The sequence below is a fragment of the Rhizobium moroccans genome (genome assembly GCF_057559155.1).
Window position 1 is genome coordinate 38,582 of sequence record NZ_JBHFJG010000010.1, and the last position, 24,554, is coordinate 63,135.

Consider the following 24,554-nt stretch of genomic DNA (forward strand, 5'->3'; position numbering starts at 1 on the left):
CCCCCCCCCCCCAACACTCTGCTAGAGCGATTGACTTTCTGCGGTTAACTCAAGAGACGTCGGGGAAATTGTACCCAAAAAGCAAAAAAGCCTGGCGCGGGAGGAGGAGGCGCCAGGCTTTTTAAACTTGATCGGCAATTGGGAGGAGGAGGATATTGCCGATCTCTATCCAACTTCGCTGGGAGGAGGAGTGCGTCGTTGGATGACCTTCATATAGGCTAATCGATTAAGCACGCCAAGCCCTACTGTTGCAACGCAGCAATGCGTTGGACGCAATGCTTGAGCATCCGCCCAGGCTCACACCACCTGCTCGTGATCCACACCCGCCACAGCGCGGCTCCAGGCCACAAGCCAGTATCCTTCCCCGGAAACGTGGTTTATAGCGGACGCAAGAACACGTGCGGACGGAGACGGGCATGCAGGCGATACGATATCATGAGGGAGACATTTCGGCAGAGGATGCGGCGCGCTACACGGGCGCGATCGCCATCGACACCGAAACGCTCGGCCTCGTGCCGCGGCGCGACCGCCTCTGTGTGGTACAGCTTTCGCCGGGAGACGGCTCGGCGGACATCATCCGCATCGCCGCCGGCCAGCGCGAGGCACCGAACCTCGTTGCAATGCTGGCGGATCCCGCCCGCCAAAAGATCTTCCACTACGGGCGTTTCGACATCGCCGTGCTCTTTCATACCTTCGGTGTGACGACGACACCGGTCTTCTGCACCAAGATCGCCTCCAGGCTTACCCGCACCTATACCGACCGGCACGGCCTGAAGGATAACCTCAAGGAAATGCTGGACATCGACGTCTCCAAGGCGCAGCAGCAATCGGATTGGGCAGCCGAGATGCTTTCCCCGGCGCAGCTCGAATATGCCGCCTCCGACGTGCTCCACCTGCATGCCCTTGCCCACAAGCTCACCGAGCGGCTGATCCGCGACGGCCGGAACGAGCTTGCGCAGGCCTGCTTCGCCTTCCTGCCCACGCGCGCCAAGCTGGACCTGCTCGGCTGGGAGGAAACCGACATATTCGCCCATAGCTGATGGAGCAGCGCGGTTCGAAAGGCCGGCCCGTCCATGAGACGGGTCCCTATCTCGAGCCGGTGCGCCTTGCCGTCCGGCGGGCACTCGCCCCGCTTCCCTGGTGGCTATCCGAATTCATCCTCTTCGGACTGAAACAGGCCTGGGCCTGCCTGTTCGCGGCGATCATGCTTGGGCTCATCATCGCCACCAAGCTCGTCTGGCAACCCGACTGGCCGCTCTACCGCTATGATGCGCTATTCCTTGCCGCATTCGCGTTTCAGGCCCTCCTCCTGCGCTTCAAGATGGAAAGCTGGGAGGAGGCCAGGGTCATCCTGATCTATCACGTCACCGGCACGATCATGGAGATATTCAAGGTTCACATGGGTTCGTGGACCTATCCGGAACCGGCGATCTTTCAGATCGCGGGCGTGCCGCTGTTTTCCGGCTTCATGTATGCCTCGATCGGCTCCTTCATGGCCCGTACGATCCGCATCTTCGACATGCGGTTCACGCACTATCCGCCGATGTGGCAGACCCTGCTGCTCGCGGCCGCGATCTACGTGAATTTCTTCACCCACCATTACCTGCCGGATGCGCGCTATGTGCTGTTTGCCGCGACCGTGATCGTCTTCCGACATGTCAGCATTCATTTCACCACCGACCGGACGACCTTGCATATGCCGCTGGTGGTCGCGGCCTTTCTGTCCTCGGTTTTCCTCTGGGTTGCCGAAAATATCGGAACGCTTACCGGCACCTGGCTTTATCCGACGCAGAAGACCTGGCATGCGGTGTCGCTCGGCAAGCTCGGATCGTGGTATCTGCTTCTCTATGTGAGCTTCGTGCTGGTAACGCTGGTCCTCAAGCCACGCGCTCCGAATTTCGCCCGGAAAATACTGCCGGTTGAAGTTTCTCGTTAACCACAAGCGGCTACCTTTTGCCCGTATCATCTCCACGAGATCGGGACCCGGGCATGTTGCTTCCCACCCAGCAGACCCAAGGACTTGCAGCGACCAACCTGATGCAGTCGATGCTCGACGGCATGGAGGAAAACCGCAAGCGCCAGGAAGAGGAGCGCACAGGCGAGAAGAGGGACCCGCTCGCGGAGGCTCGCATCGGCGCCAGCATCGAGGCCCAACGGGCGCGCGAAAAAATCTCCGAAGCCCTCTTCGGCAGCAACGGCACCGACGCCAATGCGCTCAAGATCCAACTCATAGAGCGGCTCGCGACAAAGCTCGGCATCGATACGGACGAGGCACGCTCCTCTTATAAGCTCGGCCGGGCGCTCGAGGACGTGCTCAAGACGATGGACCCTGCGGCCAAGAGCAAGCTCGAAGACGAACTCGGGCTGAAGGAAATCGGCGTCTCCATCGACACGCTGCTGGCAGCCATCAAGAATCCATATGGCGACGACAACGCACGTCTGATGGAAGGCCTCACGAAGAAGGCGAATGGCGGCAAGCTCGGCACAGAGATCGAACGCGTCGTCCAGCGGCTCGAAGACGTCGCCGACCCGAAGACGCTGGAGGAGTTGAAGCTCGGACCGCAGGGTTACGATCCTACCCGGATCGAGGACGAGGCGACACGGGCCAAGCGTCAGGACGACATAAAGGCGGCCGAGGCCTCGGAAAAGCTCGAAGACGTCAAGGAAATGCAGGATGCGGTCGAGGAACGGAACGACGCTGCACCCCATGCCGATGACCCGGACGCGCCATCCACCGGCGGTGCAGAGACTCTCGTTATTCTGGCCGCTGCCGCGGACCGGTTGCCGGAAAACGCCGAGGATGAGGCCACGGATCAGATCGATGGCGATGCCACGTCAAACCCAGCTTCGGTGAGCGCTGAAGCGCCGGTGAAAGAGATTGCCGCGCGGATGGCAGAAGCCATCATCGAGACGTCCCATGAACAACCGTTGGATGTCCTTTCAATCTCGATCGATGATATCGGGCTTTACGAGCTCCTGAAAGAACGACGCTCAGCCTGAGGTGATTTCTCCTGGCCGGCACCCTTTCCATAATCGGCCCCAAGATTTTCGAGGCGATGTTTGCGGAATGTTAACCATTTTCGCACACTAAAAGGATGTATTCGGCATTGGCGATGCCATGAGGCGTCCCGGCCGCAGCGCCGCTCCGCTGTGAAAACACTTCACCACTAGCCGAGCTGTCTCCCCGACAACATGGAGCGAGCCATGCTGCCTCCGGTCAGTGCCACGTTCAGGCCGCGCGCCGAGCACCCGAGCCCCACGCCGCCGGCCGCTGCCCAGCCACCGGCCAACACGGCCAATACCGCTCCCGTGGAGGCCGAGACACTTGCGGGCGGGCGGCTGGACATTCTCGCGCTCGCCGGCCAGCTATCGCTGGCGCGGGGGCTATCCGTCCTTGCCGAGACAATCGGCAAGCTCCTGAAGATCGATCGGCAGGAAGGCGAACCGCTCGCCGATTACGCTCAACGGCTGGCGGAAGCCATCCGGGCTTTGAGCCCAGCCGACCGGGCGGCGCTGGAGCGCAGCCTGAACCAGATCGTCAAAGGTATTTCACTGCGCCTGCTTGCCGAAATACTCAAGAATCCGGCAGGTCCCGAGGCGGCGCAACTCAGCCTTCGCATGGAATTGGCTCAATTCCTCGGGCGTGACCTCGCCGCAAGAGCTGTCGCCAGTTCCTATCGCCAGAATGCGGGAACCACGCTTCTGCTCGGTTCCCCTGCCCGGCCGCCATCCCCGATCCCGCCTCCAGCGACCGGTTCGGCAGCTACCGGCAGCACAACACCCAGCCCTACGGCGAATGCAGCGGGAGAAGCACGACCGCCCGGCGCGGGCGCAGCCTCCTCCGTAGATAGGGCCTCTCCTGTAGATATTGGGGCCGCCCGCGGGGAAAAGCTCCTCCTTCAATCCCAGAGGGTTCTGGGCGGAGCTTCCGGCGGCGGAGACGTTGAAGCGCTCAAGCAAAGGGCGATGGAGACATCCCTTCAGACCAAATCGGCGTCAGGCGCGGCCCAGACAGTGCCGGCAAGAACCGGAGCCGCGAAGCCCGAAACGGCCGAAGCTCCGCCCCATTCGAACGAGGGCAATTCCCCCGTCCGGGCAAGCGGCAATGGCGCCGCTGGAATCACAGGCGAAGAGCGTATCACTGGAAAAGCATCTGCAGGCGCTCGTCCGCCGCCTCCATCGTCGGCGGTGCTCTATGACGCGCCCGCGCTCATCCGCATGTCGCAGCGTTCCGCCGAACCGGAGCAGGCACGCCATCCGCAACGGGTGCCCTACGATCCCGAACGGCTGGCGCTCACAGCCCTGACAGAATGGCTGACGGAGGCGCTTTCCGGAGAGGGCGAGGCAAGGCCGCTTCGCGCCGGTGCATTCCCGCCCCAGGCCAGCTCGATCGATACTCCCGAAACACAAGCCCATGCCACGCCCCTTGCCGATGAGGAGCCCGCAGGACGCGCAAACCGCAATCCACCAACCGGTGAAAACGCATCCGATCCAATGAGAAGGCCGGCCGGACTTGCCGAGGGCGCCAAGGGCGCCAAGGCCGGACTACCGGCCATGGCGGAACTCATCGCGCAGCAGGGAGCAATGCTGCAGCAACTCGCGGCCGCAGCCATTCGCGAAGGATTGGCACTCCCCTATGTCGCCTACCCGCCGGCAGCCGAAGAACCGGAGGCCGAAGAGCCGACGGCACGGCAAGTGGACCGGACCGACGAAGACGGCGAACAGCAATCTTCGGGACAGGGCGGCTTCAATCGCCATGACGAGGAAACCGGCCAGGAGGAAGCCGGCGAAGGAGAGGGTGATCCATCCGTCCAGGAAGCGGATGCGGCGGTGCAGGCGCAAGATTATTACTTGCGGATGGCCGGCTGGTCCTGATCCTCGTCCTCGGGTGATCCTCCGATTTAGCCCGAGGATCACCCGAGGACGAGATACCAAGACAACAAAAAAACCGCCGGACTTGCATCCGGCGGTTTTTGTTCTTTTCAAACGCTGATTACTCGGCGCTGTTGCGGTTCTTCAGAGCCGCACCGAGAATGTCGCCGAGCGAAGCGCCGGAGTCGGACGAACCGAACTGAGCGACGGCTTCCTTCTCTTCCGCGATCTCGAGAGCCTTGATCGACAGCATGACCTTGCGGTCCTTCTTGGACCAGTTGACGACGCGTGCGTCGAAAACCTGGCCAACCGAGAAACGCTCCGGACGCTGGTCGTCGCGATCGCGTGCCAGGTCGTTGCGGCGGATGAAGGAGGTGATGTCTTCGTGGTTGACGAGCTTCACTTCCACGCCACCGTCGTTGACGCCGATGACTTCGCAGGAAACGACCGCGTTCTTGCGCAGTTCGCCGGAAGCGGCAGCTTCACCGACCGCGTCACGGCCGAGCTGCTTGATGCCGAGCGAGATGCGCTCCTTCTCGACGTCCACATCGAGAACGACAGCCTTGACGACGTCGCCCTTGTTGAACTCCTCGATGACCTGTTCGCCCGGACGGTTCCAGTCGAGGTCGGAGAGGTGAACCATGCCGTCGACATCGCCTTCGAGGCCAATGAACAGGCCGAATTCGGTCTTGTTCTTGACTTCGCCTTCGACTTCAGTGCCGGCCGGATGCGAGTAGGCGAATGCCTGCCACGGATTTTCCAGCGTCTGCTTGAGGCCGAGCGAAATGCGGCGCTTGGTCGGATCGACTTCGAGAACGACGACATCGACTTCCTGGCTCGTGGACAGGATCTTGCCGGGGTGGACGTTCTTCTTGGTCCAGGACATTTCGGAGATGTGGATCAGGCCTTCGATGCCCGGCTCCAGCTCGACGAACGCACCGTAGTCGGTGATGTTCGTGACGGTACCGGAAATCTTCTTGCCGACCGGATACTTGGCCGAGATGCCGTCCCACGGATCGGACTCGAGCTGCTTCATGCCGAGCGAGATGCGGTGGGTTTCCTGGTTGATACGGATGATCTGAACCTTGACCTGCTGGCCGATGTTCAGGATTTCCGACGGATGGTTGACGCGGCGCCATGCCATGTCGGTGACGTGCAGCAGGCCATCGATGCCGCCGAGATCGACGAACGCACCGTAATCGGTGATGTTCTTGACGACACCCTCGACAACCTGGCCTTCCTCGAGGTTCTGAACGATTTCAGAACGCTGCTCGGCGCGGGACTCTTCGAGAACCGTACGGCGCGAGACGACGATGTTGCCGCGGCGCTTGTCCATCTTGAGGATTTCGAAGGGCTGCGGGTTGTGCATGAGCGGAGTGACGTCGCGGATCGGACGGATGTCCACCTGCGAACGCGGCAGGAAGGCGACAGCGCCGTCGAGATCGACGGTGAAACCACCCTTGACCTGGTTGAAGATGACGCCTTCGACGCGCTCGCCGGCCTCGAACTTGGCTTCGAGCTTGATCCAGCTTTCTTCGCGGCGGGCCTTCTCACGCGACAGAACGGCTTCGCCAAGCGCGTTCTCGATGCGCTCGACATAGACCTCTACCTCGTCGCCGACCTTCAGCGTGCCGTCCTTGCCCTTGGCGCCGAACTCCTTGAGAGCGATGCGGCCTTCGACCTTGAGGCCGACGTCAACGACGGCTACGTCCTTTTCAATCGCGGTCACGATGCCCTTGGCAACATAGCCTTCGGCGAGATCGGTCTTGGAAAAGGACTCTTCGAGGAGGGCTGCGAAGTCCTCCCGCGTGGGGTTAGATACTGACATGAAATCTCCTGATCGTGTCCGTCTAGGACACAGATGCGCCGGTGGTTCGTGTTAAACACGCCCGAAGTCCAAGTCCGCCTCTTCTTTCAGAGGCAATCCGGCGCGAGGACTGAACTGCGGGTTTTCGACGTGCCAGCAAGCCGGCAGGTCTTCATTTCGTCTTCAAGACAGCGTCGATGATCGCTTTCGCGGCCTGAAACGCCGCCTCTATACTCATTTCCGACGTATCAAGCAAGTGCGCGTCGCCTGCCGGCTTCAGCGGGCTGTCGGTTCGGCCCATGTCGCGTTCGTCGCGCTTCTTCACGTCAGAGAAGATCGCCTCGTAATCGGCCACGCCACCCCTGGCGATGATCTCGTCATAACGGCGCCTTGCCCTCACCTCCGGCGAAGCCGTCACGTAGAGCTTAACCGGCGCTTCGGGGCAAACGACGGTGCCGATATCGCGGCCGTCGAGCACCGTGCCCGGCTTTTTCTCCGAAAAGCTTCGCTGCGCTTCGACCAGTGCCCGGCGGACCGAGGGCATGACGGCGATCCTGGATGCGGCCTCGCCGACTTCGTGGCTGGACAACAGATCGCGATCAAGGCTCGAAAGCTCGACATTTCCGGCCATTGCCGCGGCCACAGGCTCGTCGTCCAGCGGCAATCCGGCATCGAGCAGGGCCTTGGCGGTCGCCCGATAGGTGAGCCCGGTATCCAGGTGATGGAAGCCGTAGGCCTCGGCGATCCTCCGCGACAGCGTGCCCTTGCCGGCCGCGGCAGGCCCATCGATGGCGATAATCATCTTTCCGACATTCTCCTAGTGGCCCTGGGGGCCTATGCTTCGCGCGCGGCACCATAGAGCCGCACGAGCTCCGCCATATCGCCTTGGCCGGGCGCTTGTGCAAGCCCCTCCGCCACGCCCTGGCGATCCGCCGCAGGCCTGTTCTGGCTGACCTTCCACTTGCCTTCAATTTCGGAGATCTCGATTTCGATGCCGACGATGCCCTTCAACTGGGCGCGGATGAAATCCTCCGGAGCATCGCCGACAGCCCAAGGTGCCGCACGCGAGCCCTCATGCTCCGCCGTGATGGCATTGATCTGGTCGAGCAGCCAATCGGCATCCTCGACCACCCGCGCGAGCCCACGCGCCTGCACGATCGCGTAGTTCCAGGTCGGCACCACTTTCCCGGTTTCACGCTTCGTCTGGTACCAGGAAGGCGTGACGTAGGAATCGGCACCCTGGAAAACGGCGAGAACCGGTCCGCCGTCGCGAATGTCCTTCCATTGCGCATTGGCGCGGGCGAGATGCAGTTTCAGTACGCCCTTCGCGGAGGCTGCGGAATCCAAATGGAACGGCACGGGATTGGCGATCAGGCCAGAGCTGCCGGCAGTGACCAGAAGCCCGAGAGGATGAGCACGGATCAGCGCGTGCTGTGTGTCGAGATTTTCTTCCTTGAAATGCGGTGGCTGATACATTCGTCTCGTCCTTCGCTCATGACGGGCGGTACCTATCACAAAGCGCTCCGGAGATCATCCACGCCGCCGTTATGGAACCCATGAAAGTTTGTCTTTGACATCAAACGGCGCAAGCCTTATGGGGACCGGCTTAGATTTTTCACCCTACAATTGCCGCTCAAGCGGCGTGCCGATCCATTCGGCCATCCTGATGAGGCTCTGACTGTGGCAAAAGCGGAACTCGGAACCAAACGTACCGACCCGGATACCGGCAAGAAGTTCTACGACCTGAACCGTGATCCGGTGGTCTCCCCCTATACCGGCAAGTCCTGGCCGCTTTCCTTTTTCGAAGAGAACAGCGCCGCCGTGAAGATGGAACAGGCCGAGGAAGAGGACGTTCAGGAAGTCGATACCGAAAATCCGGAAGTGGAACTCGTCTCGCTGGAAGAAGGCGACGAGGCTTCCGGCGGCGACGATATTCCGGATATGGGCGACGACGAAGACGTCGATCTCGGCGATGACGACGACGATACCTTCCTCGAAGCCGACGAGGACGAAGACGACGACGATATGTCCGGCATCATCGGCGTGACCGGCGACGACGACGAAGTCTGATCGAGACATTCGGCCCGGCGATCTCAACAAAAATCGCCGGGCTAAAAAAATTCGGCTTGCACTCTGCGAAAACCGGAAGTAATAAGCCGCCACTCCGAAGGGCACACCGGCCCCGACGAGTTTCCCAGGACCGGAAGAACACCGGACCACCCTGATGGGGCTATAGCTCAGCTGGGAGAGCGCTTGCATGGCATGCAAGAGGTCAGCGGTTCGATCCCGCTTAGCTCCACCAAATCTTTCCATGAAATAGTGATATGTTGCGCCTGTCTATTTGAGACAGGTCAGATTCCGCTTCCTGCGCATGAAAACGCAAGAGAGCTTGCCGCGTTCACGCGGCAAGCGGTCAAGCAAGATGGCTTGGATGTAGCACGCCGGCATGCCCGCAGCGCGGGATCAGACGATCGCCTTCCCATCCGCGTCGAAGCGGTGGATGCTCGCGTTGTCCGGGGTGGCGAAAACCACGTCGTCCGGTGCGTGAGCGTGTTCGCCGAAGAGGCGGACGGTCAGAAGGCCGGTCGTTTCGGTTTCCAAATAGACGATGGTATCTGCGCCGAGGTGCTCCACGTGAATCACCTTGCCCTTCCACTCGCCGCTTTCGCGTGAAAGCGAAATATGCTCCGGCCGGATGCCGATCGTCTTTGTTCCCCCTTGGGCACCCGACTGGCCGAGCCGCTCGGCGGGAATGAAATTCATCTGCGGCGAGCCGATGAAGCCGGCGACGAAGAGATTGGCCGGCCTGTTGTAGAGATCCATGGGCGAGCCGACCTGTTCGATCGCTCCGGCGTTCAGCACGACGATCTTGTCGGCAAGCGTCATCGCCTCCACCTGATCATGGGTGACGTAGATCATCGTCGCCTTCAGTCTCCGGTGCAGCCCGGCGATCTCCAGCCGTGTCTGGACGCGCAGCGCCGCATCCAGGTTCGAGAGCGGCTCGTCGAACAGGAAGAGCTTCGGCTCGCGCACGATGGCGCGGCCGATGGCGACGCGCTGACGCTGACCGCCGGAGAGTTCCGCCGGCCGGCGAGCCAGATAGGGATCGAGCGAGAGCATGGAGGACGCCTTGGCGACGCGTGCGTCGATCTCGGCCTTCTCCGTGCCGGCCTGCTTCAAACCGAGGCCCATATTGTCCTTCACCGAAAGGTGCGGATAAAGCGCGTAGGACTGGAACACCATGGCGATGCCACGCTTCGCCGGCGGAGTGGCGGAGACCTCCCGGCCGTCGATCCGCACGCTGCCGGAACTCGCATCCTCAAGGCCCGCAATGACGCGCAGGAGCGTGGACTTGCCGCAGCCGGAGGGGCCGACGAAGATCACGAATTCGCCATCCTCGACTTCGAGGTCGATCCCCTTCAGCACCTCGTGGCTGCCGAAGGCCTTGCGGATGGAATTAAGCTGCAGCGAACCCAAAAGCGTTTTCCTTTAAAGAAAGATCGGCGCGCCTGTGCGAACGCTCTCATCCGCCGCAAGGCAGATGCGGAGCGACTGCACGGCATCATTCATGTGCCGGGTAAGGTCGATGTCTTCACGGATGGCCTTCAACATATAGGCCTGCTCGAGATCGCAGAGGTCCTGATGGCCCGGTTCGCCTTCCATGGCGAGATGCTCGTCGGGCCGCAGGAAGCGGCCATCCGGACCCGTCTCGGCATCATGGACGCGGATCACCGAGGTCTTGGTATGAGCATCGATGTCGTCCGACCTGACGTTCGGGTCCATGACGATGGAGACGGAGCCCTTGGGCGACATGACATCCTTCACGAAGAAGGCCGTTTCCGAGATCATCGGGCCCCAGCCCGCCTCATACCAGCCGACCGAGCCGTCTTCGAACATCACCTGCAGATGGCCGTAATTATACATGTCCGGCGCGATATCGTCCGAGAGCCTCAGCCCCATGCCGCGTACCTGCACGGGCCTTGCATCGGTGATCTGGCACATGACATCCACGTAATGAACGCCGCAATCGACGATCGGGCTGGTCGTCCGCATCAGCGCCTTGTGCGTTTCCCATGTCGGGCCGCTGGACTGCTGATTGAGATTCATGCGGAAAACATAAGGCGGCCCAAGCTTGCGGGCCTCTGCGATCAGGCGCATCCAGGAGGGGTGATGGCGCAGGATATAGCCGATCACCAGCTTGCGGCCATGCTTTTCCGCTGCCGCGACGACGCGCTTAGCATCGGCAACCGTGGTGGCAAGCGGCTTTTCCACGAAGACGTGGCAACCCGCCTCGAAAGCCATCACCGCATAATCCGCATGGGTATCGGAATAGGTATTGATGGAGCAGAGGTCCGGTTTCAGCTCGGCCAGCGCATCCTCGAAGCGGGGATGGATCTTATAGCCCCGCAGCTCCTCCGGCAGGGCGACTGCCGAACGGTTCACCAGACCGACGATCTCGAAGCCCGGATTGCGATGATAGGCGAGCGCATGGCTTCGCCCCATATTGCCGAGACCTGCCACGAGGACGCGGATCGGTTTTTCGGATGACGTCACTTCACGGCTCCGGAGGTGATGCCGCGGATCAATTGCCGCGAGAAGATGACATAGAGGACGAGGACCGGCAGGATGGCAAGCGAGAGCGCCGACAGCACCGCATTCCAGTTGATGACGAACTGGCCGATGAACATCTGGGCGCCGAGCGTGACCGTCTTGGTGCTTTCTCCAGGCGCCAGGATCAGCGGGAACCAGAGATCGTTCCAGATCGGGATCATGGTGAAGACCGCGACCGTCGCCATGGCCGGACGTACCAGCGGCAGGACGAGGCGGAAGAAAATGGCATATTCGGAAAGTCCGTCGATGCGACCGGCATTCTTCAGGTCGTCGGAGACCGTGCGCATGAATTCCGACAGGATGAACACCGCAAGCGGCAATCCTTGCGCCGTATAGACCAGGATCAGCCCTGTCAGCGTGTTGACGAGACCGCTTGCCACCATGCCCTGGAGGATCGCGACGGTGCCGAGGCGGATCGGGATCATGATGCCGAGCGCGAGATAGAGGCCCATCAGCGTGTTGCCACGGAAGCGGTATTCGGAAAGCGCGAAAGCCGCCATGGCGCCGAACAGCAGCACCAGCGCGATCGAAGCCACGGTGACGATGAAGCTGTTCTGGAAGTAGCCGAGGAAATTCCCCTGGCTCAGCACCGTTTCATAGCCGATCAGGCTGAAGTTCGACGGGGTGGGTAGCGACATCGGCTCGCGGAAGATCGCGTTGCGGTTCTTGAACGAGTTCACGATCGTCAGGAAGACGGGGAAGAGCGCAACCAGCGTATAGGCGATCAGCGCCAGGTGAACGAAGGCGGAGCGGGTCGGGGAAAAGCGTGCTTTCGACATTTCCGACCTCAGAACTGATAGCGGCGCATGCGCCGCTGGATGACGAAAAGATAGAGCGAAACACCAGCCAGGATGATCAGGAACATCACGGTAGCGATCGTCGCGCCCATGGAACGGTCGCCGAGCTGAAGCTGGAAGCCGAAGAAGGTGCGGTAAAGCAGCGTCCCCAGAATATCGGTGGACTTGTCAGGCCCCGCGAGCGCCCCCTGAACCGTATAGATCAGGTCGAAGGCGTTGAAGTTGCCGACGAAGGTGAGGATCGAGATGATGCCGATCGCCGGCAGGATGAGCGGCAGCTTGATCTTCCAGAACTGGCTCCAACCGGTGATACCGTCGCATTCGGCGGCCTCCAGAACCTCGTCCGGAATGTTGAGGAGTGCCGCATAGATCAACATCATCGGAATGCCGACATATTGCCAGACGGAGATCAGCGAGACGGCGATAAGCGCCGTATTCGGCTTGCCGAGCCACGGCGCGAAGGCCCATTTGAGGCCGACGAGATCCAGCATCCAGGGCGTGATGCCCCAGATGGGCGAGAGGATGAGCTTCCAGATGAAGCCGACGATGACGAAGGAAAGCAGCGTCGGCACGAAGATGGCGCTGCGATAGAAGGCGGCGAAGCGCAGGTTGGGCACCGAAAGCATGGCGGCAAGCGCAATGCCGATCGGGTTCTGCACCAGCATGTGGATCACGAAGAAGATGATATTGTTCTTGAGCGCGTTCCAGAACTCCGCCGCCCAGCGCGGATCGCCGAACAGAACCTTGAAATTCGCAAGTCCTACGAACCGCACCTGCCCTTCGACAAGGTTGAAGAAGGAAAGCCTCAGCGTCTCGATCAGCGGCAGGATCATGATTGCCGTGTAGACGAGGACGGCAGGCGCCAGAAAGACGGCGATATGCCAGCGCACCGGACGCTTGGCCGGGCCAGTCTCGATCTCTGTCATTTCGGCATCGGTCATTATGTTCTGATCCAAGGTTGAGGCAAGCAACCACCTCCCCCTTGTGGGGGGAGGTCGCAGCGTAGCCGCCGGAGGGGGTGACAAACTCTTCCTAAGTCGAGGCGAAATCACCCCACCCCGTCACTATGTGCCGACCCTCCCCTCACGGGGAGGGTAACAAGCTCACTTCGCCGGCTTGTACCAGCTATCGAGGCCCTTTTGCAGCTTCTCGGCCGCCTGCTCCGGCGTATCGGTGCCGTTGATGACATTGGCCGATTCCACCCAGGTCTCGTTTTCCAGGTTCGGCGTGCCGCGCGAGAGGACCTGATAGGTGGAGCGGATCGTTGGCTGGCACTTCTCGCGCCAGGAGACGAATTCCTGCGCCAGCGGATCCTGCATCTTCACCGCCGTCGAATTCAGGCTGAAGAAGCCGGGCAGCGCATTGGCGTAGAGATCAGCAAACTCCGCCGAGGCAACGAAGGAAAGGAATTTCTTGGCCGCTTCCGCATTGCCGCTCTTGGCGTTGAGACCGATGCCGATGTCGTTATGGTCGGAGATGTAGCAGGTATCGCCTGCGTTCTTCACCGGCGGCGGGAAGGCGCCCATCTTGAACTGCGCCTGCGTGTTGAAGGGGCCGATTTCCCAGGAACCGGCCGGATAGATGGCGGCGCGGCCAAGGGTGAAGAGGTTCTGGCTGTCGGGATAGGTCTGCGCCTCGAAACCATCGCCGAGATAGTCTTTCCACTTGGCAAGCACCTTATAGGGCTCGACCCAGGGCTCGTCCGTCAGCTTCTGCTCGCCCTTGATGAGAGCCTTGCGGCCTTCCTCGCCCTTCCAGTAGGTGGGGCCGATGTTCTGATAGCCCATGGTCGCAGCTTCCCAGAGATCCTTGGTGCCCATGGCCATCGGGATATAGTTGCCGTCGGCCTTGATCTTGTCGAGGAGCGCGAAGAACTCGGCTTCCGTGGTCGGCGGAGTGAGGCCGAGTTCGGTGAAGGCGTCGGCGTTATAGATGAAGCCGTGAATGACAGAGGCCATCGGAACGCAGAAGGTGGTGGCGCCGTCATCCGTCGTCCATGCGGACTTGGCCACGTCGGAGAAATTCTCCATGCCCGGCAGGTCGTTCAGGCTGGCGAGCTGACCCTTGTTGAAAAGCTCGAGCGATGCATCGAACGGGCGGCAGGTGATGAGGTCACCGGCGGAGCCCGCATCGAGCTTGGCATTGAGCGCGGCGTTGTATTCGGTCGGCGCCGTCGGGGAGAAGGCGATCTTGATCCCCGGGTTCTTCGCCTCGAAGGCCGGAATGATCTTCTCCTGCCAGATCGGCAGATCGTCGTTACGCCAGCTCTCGATCGTCAGCGTGACGTCCTGAGCATGAGCCATGCCCGCCGAAGCGAGCACGGTCGTGGCAAAAAGCATGCCTTTCAAAATGCGGGTCATGATGTTCTCCCTCTTTTGCGCCTTCAAGCGCGTTTGTGGAACCCGGTTGAATTTTCAAATTCGGCAAGGGCCGGACGCAAAACCCCGCCCGAACGCGCCAAAGCCTCGCGCGCCGCGTCGGCATCCGGCGCGCCGGCGGCAAGCAATACTGCAATCTTCACGGAGCCGCCGGCCACCTGCATCTGGCGGAAAGCCTCGTCGACCCTGATTCCGGAGATTTCCGAGACCATGCGGGCGGCGCGGACGCGCAACTTTTCATTGTCGGCGCGCAGATTGACCATATGGCCGTCATGCACGTGACCGAGCTGGACGGCGGTCAGCGTCGACAGCATGTTGAAGGCGATCTTCTGTGCGGTTCCCGCGCCCATGCGGGTGGAACCCGCCACCAGTTCCGGCGGAGTGGCAAGCAGGATCGCAGCATCCGCATCGGCAAACAGCTTCGCACCGGCATTGTTGGCCATGGCGACGATACGGGCGCCACTTGCCTTGGCAACACGCGCAATCGCCAGCGCATAGGGCGTCGAGCCGCTGGCCGAAACACAGATCACGCAATCGCCCGCTGCAATTATCTCTGCATCCTTCTCAGCGAGCGCGACATCGTCTTCCGGCGCGCCCTCCATATCCGTGAGGCTCGAGATGCCACCGGCCAGGAGAAGCACGATCTGCTCACGGGGGATTCCATAGGTTCCGGGAAGTTCGAGCGCATCGGCCATGGCCATCAGGCCGGAGCTTCCGGCACCCGCATAGACGAGCTTGCCGCCGGCGCGCAAAGTCAAGGAAACGAGATCAGCGGCCTTCGCGATTGCCTCGACGGCACCATCGACGGCGCTCGCCGCCTCCTGCTGGCCCATTGCCAGAAGCGTCAGGATCTCCTTCGGATCGAGCCTATCCAGCCCTTCCGCTTTCCCATGCCTGGCTTCGGTGGCAATTCTGCTCATCCGCTTCTCCCCTGATGACAAAATGATGCCAAAAAAATACCAATTGTCCAGAAGGAAAATTAACTTTTATGCACGACGACAAACACCAACTGCCTAGAATACGAAATTATTCAGCAAAAACAATCAATTAAAAACCATTCATTTTCAAGCAGGCAATTGACCCTTGGTTAATGGTAGTTTTTTGGTATTATTCCTCTCGGAGGTATCCATGGCGTCCTATCTGATTGGAATCGATGGCGGAGGAACGAGCTGCCGCGCGGCGGTGGCCGATGTCGACGGCCGCATCCTGGGGCGCGGCAAGAGCGGCGCTTCCAACATTCTCACCGATCCGGATACCGCCCTCAAGCATATAACCGAATGCTCGCGGCTCGCCTTTCGCGATGCCGGGCTCGATGAGGATCTTCATATATCTGCCTCCGCCCTGCTCGGGCTTGCCGGCAACAATGTCGGGGATGCAGTCAACTACGTACGCGCCCGGCTGCCCTTCGCGCGGTCGGAAATCGTGTCGGACGGGCTCATTGCCTTGCAGGGTGCCATCGGGAACGAGGATGGGGCGATCGCTATCGTCGGCACCGGCACGATCTTCATCGTCCGGCACCAGGGCGCGCTGCATTATCTGGGCGGCTGGGGATTTCAGGCCGGCGATCTCGGCGGCGGCGCCCGTCTCGGCCATGCCGCCCTGCAGGAAAGCCTGCTTGCCTACGACCATATCCGGCCCATGACCGAGCTTTGCAAAGAAATCCTCGGCGAATTCGACAACGACCCGACCAAGGTGGTCGATTTCGCGCGCAATGCGCATCCAGGCCTCTTCGGGCGCTATGCGCCCAAGGTCATAGACTTCGCCGCAAAGGGAGACAGAAGCGCGCTGCGGCTGATGCGGGATGCGGCGGCCCATGTGGACGAGGCGCTAGATGCGGTGGCCGCCATCACCGGCGGGACCGGAAGGCTCTGCCTGCTCGGCGGACTTGCCGGGATCTATCCCGCATATCTCGCGGACCGGCATCGCATCCGCTTTTCCGAGCCGCTTGCGGATGCGCTGACCGGCGCGGTGGCGCTCGCGGCAAGCACCTTCCAGGCCGATGCGAGGGCTGCATCATGAACCAGGCGCTTTCCGCGATCCTGCCGCTCGATGCCCTGCAATCGTTAGGAAGCGGGCCGCTCTACCTCAAGCTTCGCCAGACGCTGGAAGATGCCATCCAATCCGGCCGGCTCGCCCATGGAGATGCCTTGCCGGCCGAACGCGACCTAGCCGATTATGCAAATGTCAGCCGCGTGACCGTGCGCAAGGCGGTGGACGACCTCGTGAAGGACGGATTGCTGGCCAGGCGGCAGGGTTCGGGCACCTTCGTCGTCAAGCCGGTCTCGAAAGTGCAGCAGCCGCTTTCGCAGCTCACCTCGTTCACCGAGGATATGGCGAGACGTGGATTGGAGACTCGCGCCGAATGGCTGGAACGGGGGCTCTTCCACCCTTCACCCGAGGAGATGATGATGCTCGGCCTTGCGCCCGGCACCATGGTCGCCCGGCTCGGGCGGCTTCGCATCGCCAACGACATGCCGCTCGCCATCGAGCGCGCCAGCCTTTCCGCGGAGTTCCTGCCCGATCCGCGCACGGTCGATACCTCGCTCTATGCGGAGCTCGAAAAGACCCGTTCGCGGCCGATGCGCGCGATCCAGCGAATTTCGGCCTGCAATGTGAAGAACCCGGATGCCGGACTTCTGGCAGTGCCGGTGGGTGCTGCGGGGCTCTCGATCGAGCGCATTTCCTATCTCGCTTCGGGGCGCGTGGTGGAATTCACCCGCTCACTCTATCGCGGCGATGCCTATGACTTCGTGGCCGAGCTTACGATCGGCGGAAACTGACAGGACCAGACGATGCAGACCCATATGCGCCAAGAGATCAACGAGGTGCCGGAAGCGACGGCACGGCTTCTGGAAAAGGGCGCTGCGGATTTCGCGGCAGCCGGCCGGGCGCTGCGGGAGAAAGATCCGGCATTCCTAATCACCATCGCCCGCGGTTCTTCCGACCACGCCGCAACCTTCATCAAATATGCCGCGGAACTCACCGCCGGTCGGCCGGTGGCTTCACTGGGGCCGTCGCTCGCATCGATCTATGGCGCCAAGTTGAAGCTGCAGGGTGGCGCGGCGATCGCGATCTCGCAATCCGGCAAGAGCCCGGACATCGTCTCCATGGCACAGGCCGCCACCGATTCCGGCGCGGTCACCATCGCGCTCACCAACACGATCCCTTCGCCGCTTGCCTCGGCCTCCCGCCATGCACTCGACATCCAGGCCGGTCCAGAGCTTGCCGTCGCAGCCACGAAATCCTTCGTCAACTCGATCGTCGCCGGCCTTGCCGTGCTTTCGGAATGGACCGAGGACGAGGCGCTGAAGGCAGCGATCCGCAATCTTCCGGACCATTTCGCAAGGGCCGTCGCGCTCGAATGGACTGAGCTTGCCGAGGTGCTCGGCGAGGCGGAATCGCTTTACATGCTCGGCCGCGGCCCGGCTCTCGCGATCGCCAGCGAAGCGGCGCTGAAATTCAAGGAAACCTCCAACATGCATGCGGAGGCCTATTCGGCGGCCGAGGTGCTGCATGGGCCGGTGGCACTGGTCGGCAAGCAGTTTCCGGTCATAGGTTTTGCCGCGCGCGACGCGGCCGAAGCCTCGGCCGTCGAGATCGCCGACGGTCTGGCGGCCAAGGGCGCTTCGGTCTTCGTCACCTCCTCCAACGTAAAACAGGCCCAAACCCTGCCCTTCGTTGCGACCGGCCACCCGATCACCGATGCGCTGGCGCTGATCCTGCCCTTCTACGGCTTCGTCGAGGCCTGGTCGCGTGCCCGCGGCTTCAATCCCGATGCACCGGCAGCGCTCAAGAAGGTGACCGAAACCCGATGACCACCAGAAAAGCCATCACCGGCGCCCGCATCTTCGATGGCGTCTCCTGGCACGACGACGCCGCGCTACTGATTTTTGACGGCAAAATCGAAGCAATCCTTGCTCCGGCAGCCGTTCCTTCAGACGCCGGGAAGATCGACGCCGCAGGTGGGCTCATCGTGCCCGGCTTCATCGATCTGCAGGTCAATGGCGGCGGCGGCGTGATGCTGAACGACGAGCCTACCGCCGATGGTCTACGCAAGATCTGCGCGGCGCATGCGAAATTCGGCACCACGGCTCTTCTGCCGACTCTGATCACCGATACGCGCGAGACCACGGCGGCCGTCGTTGCCGCCGGCAAGCGGGCGACCGAAGAAGGCGTTCCGGGTTTCCTTGGCCTGCATCTCGAGGGCCCGCATCTTTCGCTCGCCCGCAAGGGCGCGCACGATCCAAAACTGATCCGGCCGATGGAAGAAGCCGATCTCGACCTCATCCTTTCCTGCCAGGGCAAGATGCCTGCGCTGATGACCACCATCGCACCGGAAAACGTTACCACCGAACAGGTGGCGCGGCTTGCGGCGGCAGGTTTCGTCGTCAGCCTCGGCCATACGGAGACGGATTACGATACCGCAAGACGCTATGCCGAGGCCGGAGCCCGGACCGTCACCCATCTCTTCAACGCCATGAGTCCGCTCGGCCACCGCCAACCCGGCCTGGTCGGCGCAGCACTCGATATCGGCTCGCTCCATGCCGGGCTGATCGCCGACGGCATTCATGTGCACCCGGCTTCCATGGCGGCCGCGCTGCGTGCCAAGAATGGGCCGGGCAAGATCTTCATCGTCACCGATGCCATGTCGACCATCGGCACCGATCTGAAGAGCTTCATGCTGAACGGGCGCGAAATCCTGCGCCAGGACGGACGGCTGACGCTTGCCGATGGGACGCTCGCCGGCGCGGACATCGACATGCTTTCCTCCGTCCGCTTCGTGCATGAGGCGCTTGGCCTGCCGCTCGAAGAGGCGGTCCGCATGGCTTCCGCCTATCCGGCCGAGGCCATGGGGCTCAGCGATCGCAAGGGCGCGCTGAAACCCGGATACGACGCGGATTTCGTACTGCTGAGCGATAGCCTCGACATGAAGAGCACCTGGATCGGCGGCGACTGCGTGCATCACCAGTAATCAGGCAGCGGGAAAGCGGATCTCGACCTTCAGCCCACGGCCCTTGGCGCCGTCGAGGAGGCTCATCTCGGCGCCGTGAAGGCTGGCGATCTCATCGACGATCGGCAGGCCGAGCCCGCTTCCCGTTCTGTCCTGCCGGCCGCCGCGATCGAAGCGTTTCAGCGCCGCGTCCCGGCTTTCCTGCGGAATGCCCGGACCATCATCCTCCACCTCCAGCACTACAGCCTGCCCGCTTCTCGCCACCCTGACCGTCACCTCCGCACCATGGCCGGCGTAGAGCAGCGCATTGGCCAGCAGGTTCTTCAGAAGCTCTCCGATAAGCAGGGGCTCCGCAGCTACCACCGCTTCCGCCTCACCCTCGAAGCCGAGATCGATGCCGGCTTCCGCCGCAAGCGGTACATGATCCGCCGTGATACTGCGCGTCAGCGCGGCAATATCCGTGGAAACGAGCGACGCAGACCGCGTGGCCGCATCGATCTTGGCCATCAGCAGCAGTTGGGCGACGATGCGCTCGGCATCCGCCACCGCCTCGTCGGCCTTGCGGGCCGCTTCCTTCGCCTCATCAAGGCCGGTTGCGCGGGCCGCCAGCGCCAACTGGGTGCGGATGATAGCAAGCGGCGTGCGAAGCTGGTGACTGGCATTGCCGGTGAAGTGGCGCAGCGCCTTCAGCGCGCTCTCGAGACGCACCATGAAGGAATTCACGGTATCGACCAGCCCCTGCACCTCGTTCGGCACGCGTTCGTTGATCGGATGCAGATCGTCGGGGCTGCGTTCGGCGATCGCCTCGCTGAACCGATAGAGAGGACGCAGGGACAGCGTGACCGCCACCCAGACGATGGCTGCAGCGCCCGCGATCATGAGCAGAAGGCGCAGTGCTGACCGGATCAGGATCTCCTGCGTCAATTGCTCACGGGCAATGGTCGTTTCGGCAACCGTGACGATGAAGGGTACGGAATTCACGCCGGTGGAAGCCGAGCGGGCGAGCGCCGCGACGCGGATGGGCTCGCCGCGAAAGGTCGCGTTCCGGAAAGCGGGCGCCTGTCCCTCGCGCCGGGGGATCGAGGGCAGGTTCTGGTAACCGGTGATGAAGTTCCCCGGCGGTCCATCCACCCGATAGAAGACGCGATCCTGGGCGGCCGATGTCAGCATTTCAAGCGCCACATAGGGGATATCGACCTCGAGCGAGCCATCCTCCGCCACGATCACCCGCTCGGCGATCGCCAGCGCCGAACCAGCCAGCACACGATCGGAGACTTCATTCGCCGTGTCCACCGCCTCGCCCCAGGTATCGACCATTGCGATGGAGCCAATCACGGCGGTCGAAAGCAGGAGCCAGGCAAGCAGCCGGCGGCGCAGCGAATAGGCGGCGGTCCGGGTCATGAGCCTGGAGCTGCCGCTTCGAGATAATAGCCGATGCCGCGTGCCGTCTTGACCGTCAACCCGTGCGGCGCCAGCCGCCGGCGCAGCCGACTGACATATTGCTCGATGGCATTGGCCGACAGATCGTCGCCAAAACCGGTCAGCGAAGCGACGATCGCATCCTTCGAGACCACCTTGCCGGCGCGCATGAAGAGGAGTTCCAGCAGCGCCACCTCACGCGCGGGGATATCGAGCGGCACTCCATGGCTGGAGAAGGTGCGCGAGGGAAGATCGAGCGTCACGCCGCCATATTGCACGACCGAGCTTCGGAGCCAGGCCTGACGCCGCAACAGGACACGGATGCGCGCCTCGAATTCGGAAATGTCGAAGGGCTTGATCATGTAATCGTCGGCGCCGAGATCGAGGCCCTTCACCCGCTCTTCCGGCGTGCCTCGGGCGGTCAGGATCATCACCGCCGCCTTGTTCTGCCGCGCCCGCATGGAACGCAAGACATCGAGCCCGTCCATTTCGGGAAGATTGAGATCGAGGATGACCAGATCATAGGCTTCCGCCGCCGCGACCGCCTCGGCCGATGCGCCATCAGCCACGGCATCGACCACATAGCCGCTGCCGCGCAGGATCGTCGTCAGGCCCTCGGCCAGCGCCTGATTGTCCTCGACCAGAAGAATGCGCACGAAATCTCCCCGCTTCGACGCCGATTATAGACGCCGGGACGGGGAGATGTCACGGAGGATGGTTATTACCGGCGGCCGAGATAATCCATCTTGCCGACCGGCACGCCCTTGTGGCGCAGGATGGCGTAGGCCGTCGTCACGTGGAAGAAGAAGTTCGGGATCGCGAAATTGAGGATGTAGCTTTTGCCCGTGAACTCGACGGGACCACTATGGGTCTTGAGCACGACCTCCATTCCCTCCTTATCGTCCATGGCATTCTGCGGAATGGATTTCAGCAGCGCCACCGTCTTTTCGATGCGGGCATGCAGTTCGGCGAAGCTTGCCTCCTCGTCGGCCATCGGCACGTTCTCGATTCCCGCCACGCGAACGGCGGCGAATTTGGCGGTATCGCTGGCTCGCTGGATCTGACCGGTCAGCGGATACATGTCCCCGATCAACCGGGCTTCCAGGAGCTCCTGGTGGGTGAGCCCCTTCTCATCGGCGAAGGCTTCACCTTTCTTGAGGATTTCCGAGAGGTTACCGAAGGCGCGGATGAAGACCGGAATGCTGACATCATAGAGTGAGAGCGACATGGACATGACCTTTTATGTGGAATGCGCGAGCGGAAGCACCGGGCGCGCCTGGACGGCAAAGAGGTAGTGACGGCCGGGCATTACACAAGCCTCCGCCTCCCCTGCCCGTCCCTTATCTTCACCCGTGTTGCAGGCACGAACCAGCTGCCGTTGCTTGTCTCCGAAACCTGCCTCGGGCATTGTTGCCCGATGATGCGCATTTTCCAGTTCCTGCTCTGTCTTACCGCGCTGCCCGCTTCGGCAGTGGCGGATACGACCTTCTATCCGGCTCCTTCGGGAAAGACGGATGCGCCGGTCCTGGTGGTTTATTCCTCGCTCGACGAGCCTCTCGCCAAGCCGATGATTGCCGGATTCCAGGCCGTCAATCCGGATATTGCCGTGCGTTACGAGGACATGCTGACGGGCGAGGTCTACGATCGCATCGTCAAGGAGACCGATGCCGGCCAGAAGACCGCCGACTTCGCCTTCTCCTCCGCCATGGACCTGCAGGTGAAGCTTGCCAACGACGGCTACGCGCAGCCAAGCGATCTGCCGATGAGCGAACAATGGCCAAGCTGGGCGAACTGGCGCAACACGGCATACGCGCTGACCTTCGAGCCCGCGGTCTTCGTCTATCACAAGCCCAGTTTCCGGGATGAGCCGCCGCCCGCGACCCGCGCCGAGTTCGTTGACTATCTGCGGAAGAAGGGCGACGCCGTTTACGGCCGGATCGGCACCTATGATATCGAGCGCTCGGGCGTCGGGTTTCTATTCATGGCGCGCGACCAAGAGCAGTTCGGCGATATCTGGTCGGTGATCCAGGCCATGGGAGCTGCCGGCGTCAAGCTCTATTCCACTAGCCAGGCGATCGTGGAACGCGTTGCCGATGGCCGATTCGTGCTCGGCTACAATATCCTCGGCTCCTATGCGGCCGACTGGGCCTCTCGGCATCCGGATGTCGGGATCGTATTGCCGAAGGATTATACGGTGGTGATGTCCCGGATAGGGCTGGTGCCGCATGCAGCGGCCTCCCCGGAGCTCGGCAAGCGCTATCTCGAATTCTTCATGTCGAAGGGCGGCCAGACGATCATGGCGCGCGAATTACAGATCCCGGCCGTCAGCCCTGAGGTGGCCGGCAACAATACCGCCACAACGCTTCGGGAAATGCTGGGCGGCCAGTTGAAGCCCGTGCCGGTCAGTCTCGGGCTGATGGTCTATCTCGACCAGGTGAAGCGGGCGCGGCTCATCGACCGCTGGAACGAGGTTCTGCGGCTGCAATAGCCGGAAATTTGGCGCATTCCGGCCGCCAGCCCTTGCCAAAATCGCCCGCCGCGAAAAATGTCAGGTAGATGTCAGCTTGATGTGCTGGCTTAGAGCGATCGGCGCCCCATGGAGGCGGGCGCTCGATTTGTGCTGGGAGGAAGAAAACAAGCGGCAAGCACCCGCCCCGAACTCTTTCCCATCATAAAAAACAGACATTGCGTCAGATTTTGGACGCCTACCGGAGGATCGACCCTTGAAACACGTATTTCTTGCTTCCCTTCTTGCCGGCGCGCTCGCCCTTCCGGCCTATGCCGCCGACTATACGATCATGGCGCCAGCCGCCCCCGGCGGCGGCTGGGATCAGACGGCCCGCTCACTGCAGACCGCTCTCCAGGAGGAAGGCATCTCCGGCAATGTGCAGGTGATCAACGTACCTGGCGCCGGCGGCACTATCGGCCTTGCCCAATTTGCCAGTCAGCAGAAGGGCAATCCGAACGCCCTCATCGTCGGCGGTTATGTCATGGTGGGCGCAATCCTCACCAACAACGCGCCCGTGACGCTGAAGGAGGTCACGCCGATTGCCCGCCTCACCGGCGAATACGAGGCGATCGTCGTTCCGGCCTCCTCGGATATCGAGAACATCGGCCAGCTCGTCGACAAGCTGAAGGCGGATCCGGGTTCGGTTTCCTGGGGCGGCGGCTCTGCCGGCGGCACGGATCATATCGCAGTAGGCCTGCTCGCGAAGGCTGCCGGCGTCGATCCGACCAAGATCAACTACATCGCCTATTCCGGCGGCGGGGAAGCACTTGCGGCTATTCTCGGCAGCCAGGTAACCACCGGCATCTCGAGCTATGGCGAGTTCGAATCCCAGGTAAAGGCCGGCACGCTGCGCTTGCTCGCCCTTTCCAGCGAGGAACGCGTGGAAGGCATCGACGCCCCGACGCTCAAGGAATCGGGCTATGACGTCGTGCTGCAGAACTGGCGCATGGTCGCAGCCGCTCCGGGCCTTTCCGACGAGCAGAAGGCTGCCGTCCTCGCCGATGTCGACAAGCTCGCGAAGTCGAACACCTGGCAGGAAACCCTGAAGACCAAGGGCTGGGCGGACACCTATCTCGCAGGCCCGGCGTTCGAAGAACAGCTCGCCAAGGACATTGCCGCCACGGAAACCGTGCTCAAGGACATCGGACTGGTCAAATGAGTCTCGACCGCCAGAATTCCGTCAAGGAACAGCGCCGCCCCCACAGGGCCG

General features: G+C 62.0%; 23 protein-coding genes and 1 tRNA gene. 12 read left to right on the forward strand and 12 right to left on the reverse strand.

The annotated features are described in order from the left end of the window. Window positions 1–416: 416 nt before the first annotated feature. The 4 genes from ACE04I_RS07560 to ACE04I_RS07575 all read left to right on the forward strand — a co-directional run bounded on the left by ACE04I_RS07560 (window position 417) and on the right by ACE04I_RS07575 (window position 4,875). Complete coding sequence (locus ACE04I_RS07560) at window positions 417–1,040, forward strand: ribonuclease D (protein ID WP_046793852.1); 624 nt, start codon at window positions 417–419, stop codon at window positions 1,038–1,040. Further along, entirely contained in the window at window positions 1,040–1,936 is an 897-nt protein-coding gene (locus tag ACE04I_RS07565; RefSeq protein ID WP_487206881.1) for a DUF817 domain-containing protein, read from the forward strand. Before ACE04I_RS07560 ends, ACE04I_RS07565 begins: the two co-directional genes overlap by 1 nt. 53 nt (window positions 1,937–1,989) lie before the next feature. Continuing rightward, window positions 1,990–3,000, forward strand: a complete 1,011-nt coding sequence (locus ACE04I_RS07570; protein WP_487206882.1) for a hypothetical protein — start codon at window positions 1,990–1,992, stop codon at window positions 2,998–3,000. Between the two features lie 204 nt (window positions 3,001–3,204). Then, window positions 3,205–4,875, forward strand: a complete 1,671-nt coding sequence (locus ACE04I_RS07575; protein WP_487206883.1) for a hypothetical protein — start codon at window positions 3,205–3,207, stop codon at window positions 4,873–4,875. Between the two features lie 118 nt (window positions 4,876–4,993). Here ACE04I_RS07575 and rpsA read toward each other — a convergent pair whose 3' ends face one another. The 3 genes from rpsA to ACE04I_RS07590 form a co-directional block, all read right to left on the reverse strand. Then, a complete protein-coding gene (rpsA, locus tag ACE04I_RS07580; RefSeq protein WP_046793848.1) occupies window positions 4,994–6,700 on the reverse strand; it encodes a 30S ribosomal protein S1 in 1,707 nt (568 codons plus the stop codon). Window positions 6,701–6,851: 151 nt separating this feature from the next. Continuing rightward, window positions 6,852–7,481: a (d)CMP kinase gene (gene cmk, locus ACE04I_RS07585; protein WP_487206884.1), complete on the reverse strand. Its 630-nt coding sequence runs from the start codon at window positions 7,479–7,481 to the stop codon at window positions 6,852–6,854. 32 nt (window positions 7,482–7,513) lie between these two features. Beyond that, window positions 7,514–8,155 (reverse strand): FMN-binding negative transcriptional regulator, encoded by a 642-nt coding sequence (locus ACE04I_RS07590; RefSeq protein ID WP_487206885.1) that lies wholly within the window; start codon window positions 8,153–8,155, stop codon window positions 7,514–7,516. A gap of 204 nt (window positions 8,156–8,359) precedes the next feature. On the opposite strand from ACE04I_RS07590, the gene ACE04I_RS07595 reads away from it, so the two are divergent. Then, window positions 8,360–8,749 carry a TIGR02300 family protein gene (locus ACE04I_RS07595; protein WP_046793845.1) on the forward strand — a complete coding sequence of 130 codons (390 nt, stop codon included), beginning with the start codon at window positions 8,360–8,362 and terminating at the stop codon, window positions 8,747–8,749. Window positions 8,750–8,905: 156 nt separating this feature from the next. After that, a tRNA-Ala gene (locus tag ACE04I_RS07600) sits at window positions 8,906–8,981 on the forward strand. 161 nt (window positions 8,982–9,142) lie between these two features. Here ACE04I_RS07600 and ACE04I_RS07605 read toward each other — a convergent pair. The 6 genes from ACE04I_RS07605 to ACE04I_RS07630 all read right to left on the reverse strand — a co-directional run bounded on the left by ACE04I_RS07605 (window position 9,143) and on the right by ACE04I_RS07630 (window position 15,385). Beyond that, window positions 9,143–10,156: an ABC transporter ATP-binding protein gene (locus tag ACE04I_RS07605; RefSeq protein WP_487206886.1), complete on the reverse strand. Its 1,014-nt coding sequence runs from the start codon at window positions 10,154–10,156 to the stop codon at window positions 9,143–9,145. Between the two features lie 12 nt (window positions 10,157–10,168). Further along, window positions 10,169–11,233, reverse strand: coding sequence for a Gfo/Idh/MocA family oxidoreductase (locus tag ACE04I_RS07610; protein ID WP_487206887.1), 1,065 nt, complete (start codon window positions 11,231–11,233; stop codon window positions 10,169–10,171). Next, window positions 11,230–12,069 carry a carbohydrate ABC transporter permease gene (locus tag ACE04I_RS07615; RefSeq protein ID WP_046793842.1) on the reverse strand — a complete coding sequence of 280 codons (840 nt, stop codon included), beginning with the start codon at window positions 12,067–12,069 and terminating at the stop codon, window positions 11,230–11,232. Before ACE04I_RS07615 ends, ACE04I_RS07610 begins: the two co-directional genes overlap by 4 nt. An 8-nt stretch (window positions 12,070–12,077) precedes the next feature. Continuing rightward, the gene (locus tag ACE04I_RS07620) at window positions 12,078–13,028 is read right to left on the reverse strand and encodes a carbohydrate ABC transporter permease (RefSeq protein WP_487206888.1); all 951 of its coding nucleotides are present in this window, start codon (window positions 13,026–13,028) and stop codon (window positions 12,078–12,080) included. Between the two features lie 162 nt (window positions 13,029–13,190). After that, window positions 13,191–14,447, reverse strand: coding sequence for an ABC transporter substrate-binding protein (locus tag ACE04I_RS07625; RefSeq protein ID WP_487206889.1), 1,257 nt, complete (start codon window positions 14,445–14,447; stop codon window positions 13,191–13,193). A 23-nt stretch (window positions 14,448–14,470) separates the two neighbouring features. Further along, window positions 14,471–15,385: an N-acetylmuramic acid 6-phosphate etherase gene (locus tag ACE04I_RS07630; protein ID WP_487206890.1), complete on the reverse strand. Its 915-nt coding sequence runs from the start codon at window positions 15,383–15,385 to the stop codon at window positions 14,471–14,473. Between the two features lie 208 nt (window positions 15,386–15,593). Here ACE04I_RS07630 and ACE04I_RS07635 point away from each other — a divergent pair, with 208 nt between their 5' ends. From ACE04I_RS07635 to nagA, 4 genes are read left to right on the forward strand one after another with little or no spacing between them, the layout of a single operon-like run. Then, complete coding sequence (locus tag ACE04I_RS07635) at window positions 15,594–16,484, forward strand: glucosamine kinase nucleotide-binding domain-containing protein (RefSeq protein ID WP_487206891.1); 891 nt, start codon at window positions 15,594–15,596, stop codon at window positions 16,482–16,484. Continuing rightward, complete coding sequence (locus tag ACE04I_RS07640; protein WP_487206892.1) at window positions 16,481–17,245, forward strand: GntR family transcriptional regulator; 765 nt, start codon at window positions 16,481–16,483, stop codon at window positions 17,243–17,245. The genes ACE04I_RS07635 and ACE04I_RS07640 overlap by 4 nt, the downstream gene beginning before the upstream one ends. A gap of 12 nt (window positions 17,246–17,257) precedes the next feature. Further along, complete coding sequence (locus tag ACE04I_RS07645; protein ID WP_046793837.1) at window positions 17,258–18,280, forward strand: SIS domain-containing protein; 1,023 nt, start codon at window positions 17,258–17,260, stop codon at window positions 18,278–18,280. Further along, window positions 18,277–19,437: an N-acetylglucosamine-6-phosphate deacetylase gene (gene nagA / locus ACE04I_RS07650; RefSeq protein ID WP_487206893.1), complete on the forward strand. Its 1,161-nt coding sequence runs from the start codon at window positions 18,277–18,279 to the stop codon at window positions 19,435–19,437. Before ACE04I_RS07645 ends, nagA begins: the two co-directional genes overlap by 4 nt. On the opposite strand, the gene ACE04I_RS07655 is transcribed toward nagA, so the two are convergent. The 3 genes from ACE04I_RS07655 to ACE04I_RS07665 all read right to left on the reverse strand — a co-directional run bounded on the left by ACE04I_RS07655 (window position 19,438) and on the right by ACE04I_RS07665 (window position 22,063). Then, a complete protein-coding gene (locus ACE04I_RS07655) occupies window positions 19,438–20,817 on the reverse strand; it encodes a sensor histidine kinase (protein ID WP_487206894.1) in 1,380 nt (459 codons plus the stop codon). It lies immediately after the preceding gene. Further along, on the reverse strand, window positions 20,814–21,491 hold the full coding sequence (locus tag ACE04I_RS07660; RefSeq protein ID WP_071007890.1) for a response regulator transcription factor: 678 nt from the start codon (window positions 21,489–21,491) through the stop codon (window positions 20,814–20,816). Before ACE04I_RS07660 ends, ACE04I_RS07655 begins: the two co-directional genes overlap by 4 nt. A gap of 65 nt (window positions 21,492–21,556) precedes the next feature. Beyond that, entirely contained in the window at window positions 21,557–22,063 is a 507-nt protein-coding gene (locus tag ACE04I_RS07665) for a DUF1993 domain-containing protein (protein WP_487206895.1), read from the reverse strand. Between the two features lie 192 nt (window positions 22,064–22,255). Here ACE04I_RS07665 and ACE04I_RS07670 point away from each other — a divergent pair, with 192 nt between their 5' ends. After that, window positions 22,256–23,323 carry an ABC transporter substrate-binding protein gene (locus tag ACE04I_RS07670; RefSeq protein WP_487206966.1) on the forward strand — a complete coding sequence of 356 codons (1,068 nt, stop codon included), beginning with the start codon at window positions 22,256–22,258 and terminating at the stop codon, window positions 23,321–23,323. 235 nt (window positions 23,324–23,558) lie between these two features. After that, window positions 23,559–24,503, forward strand: a complete 945-nt coding sequence (locus ACE04I_RS07675; RefSeq protein ID WP_487206896.1) for a Bug family tripartite tricarboxylate transporter substrate binding protein — start codon at window positions 23,559–23,561, stop codon at window positions 24,501–24,503. Window positions 24,504–24,554: the final 51 nt, after the last annotated feature.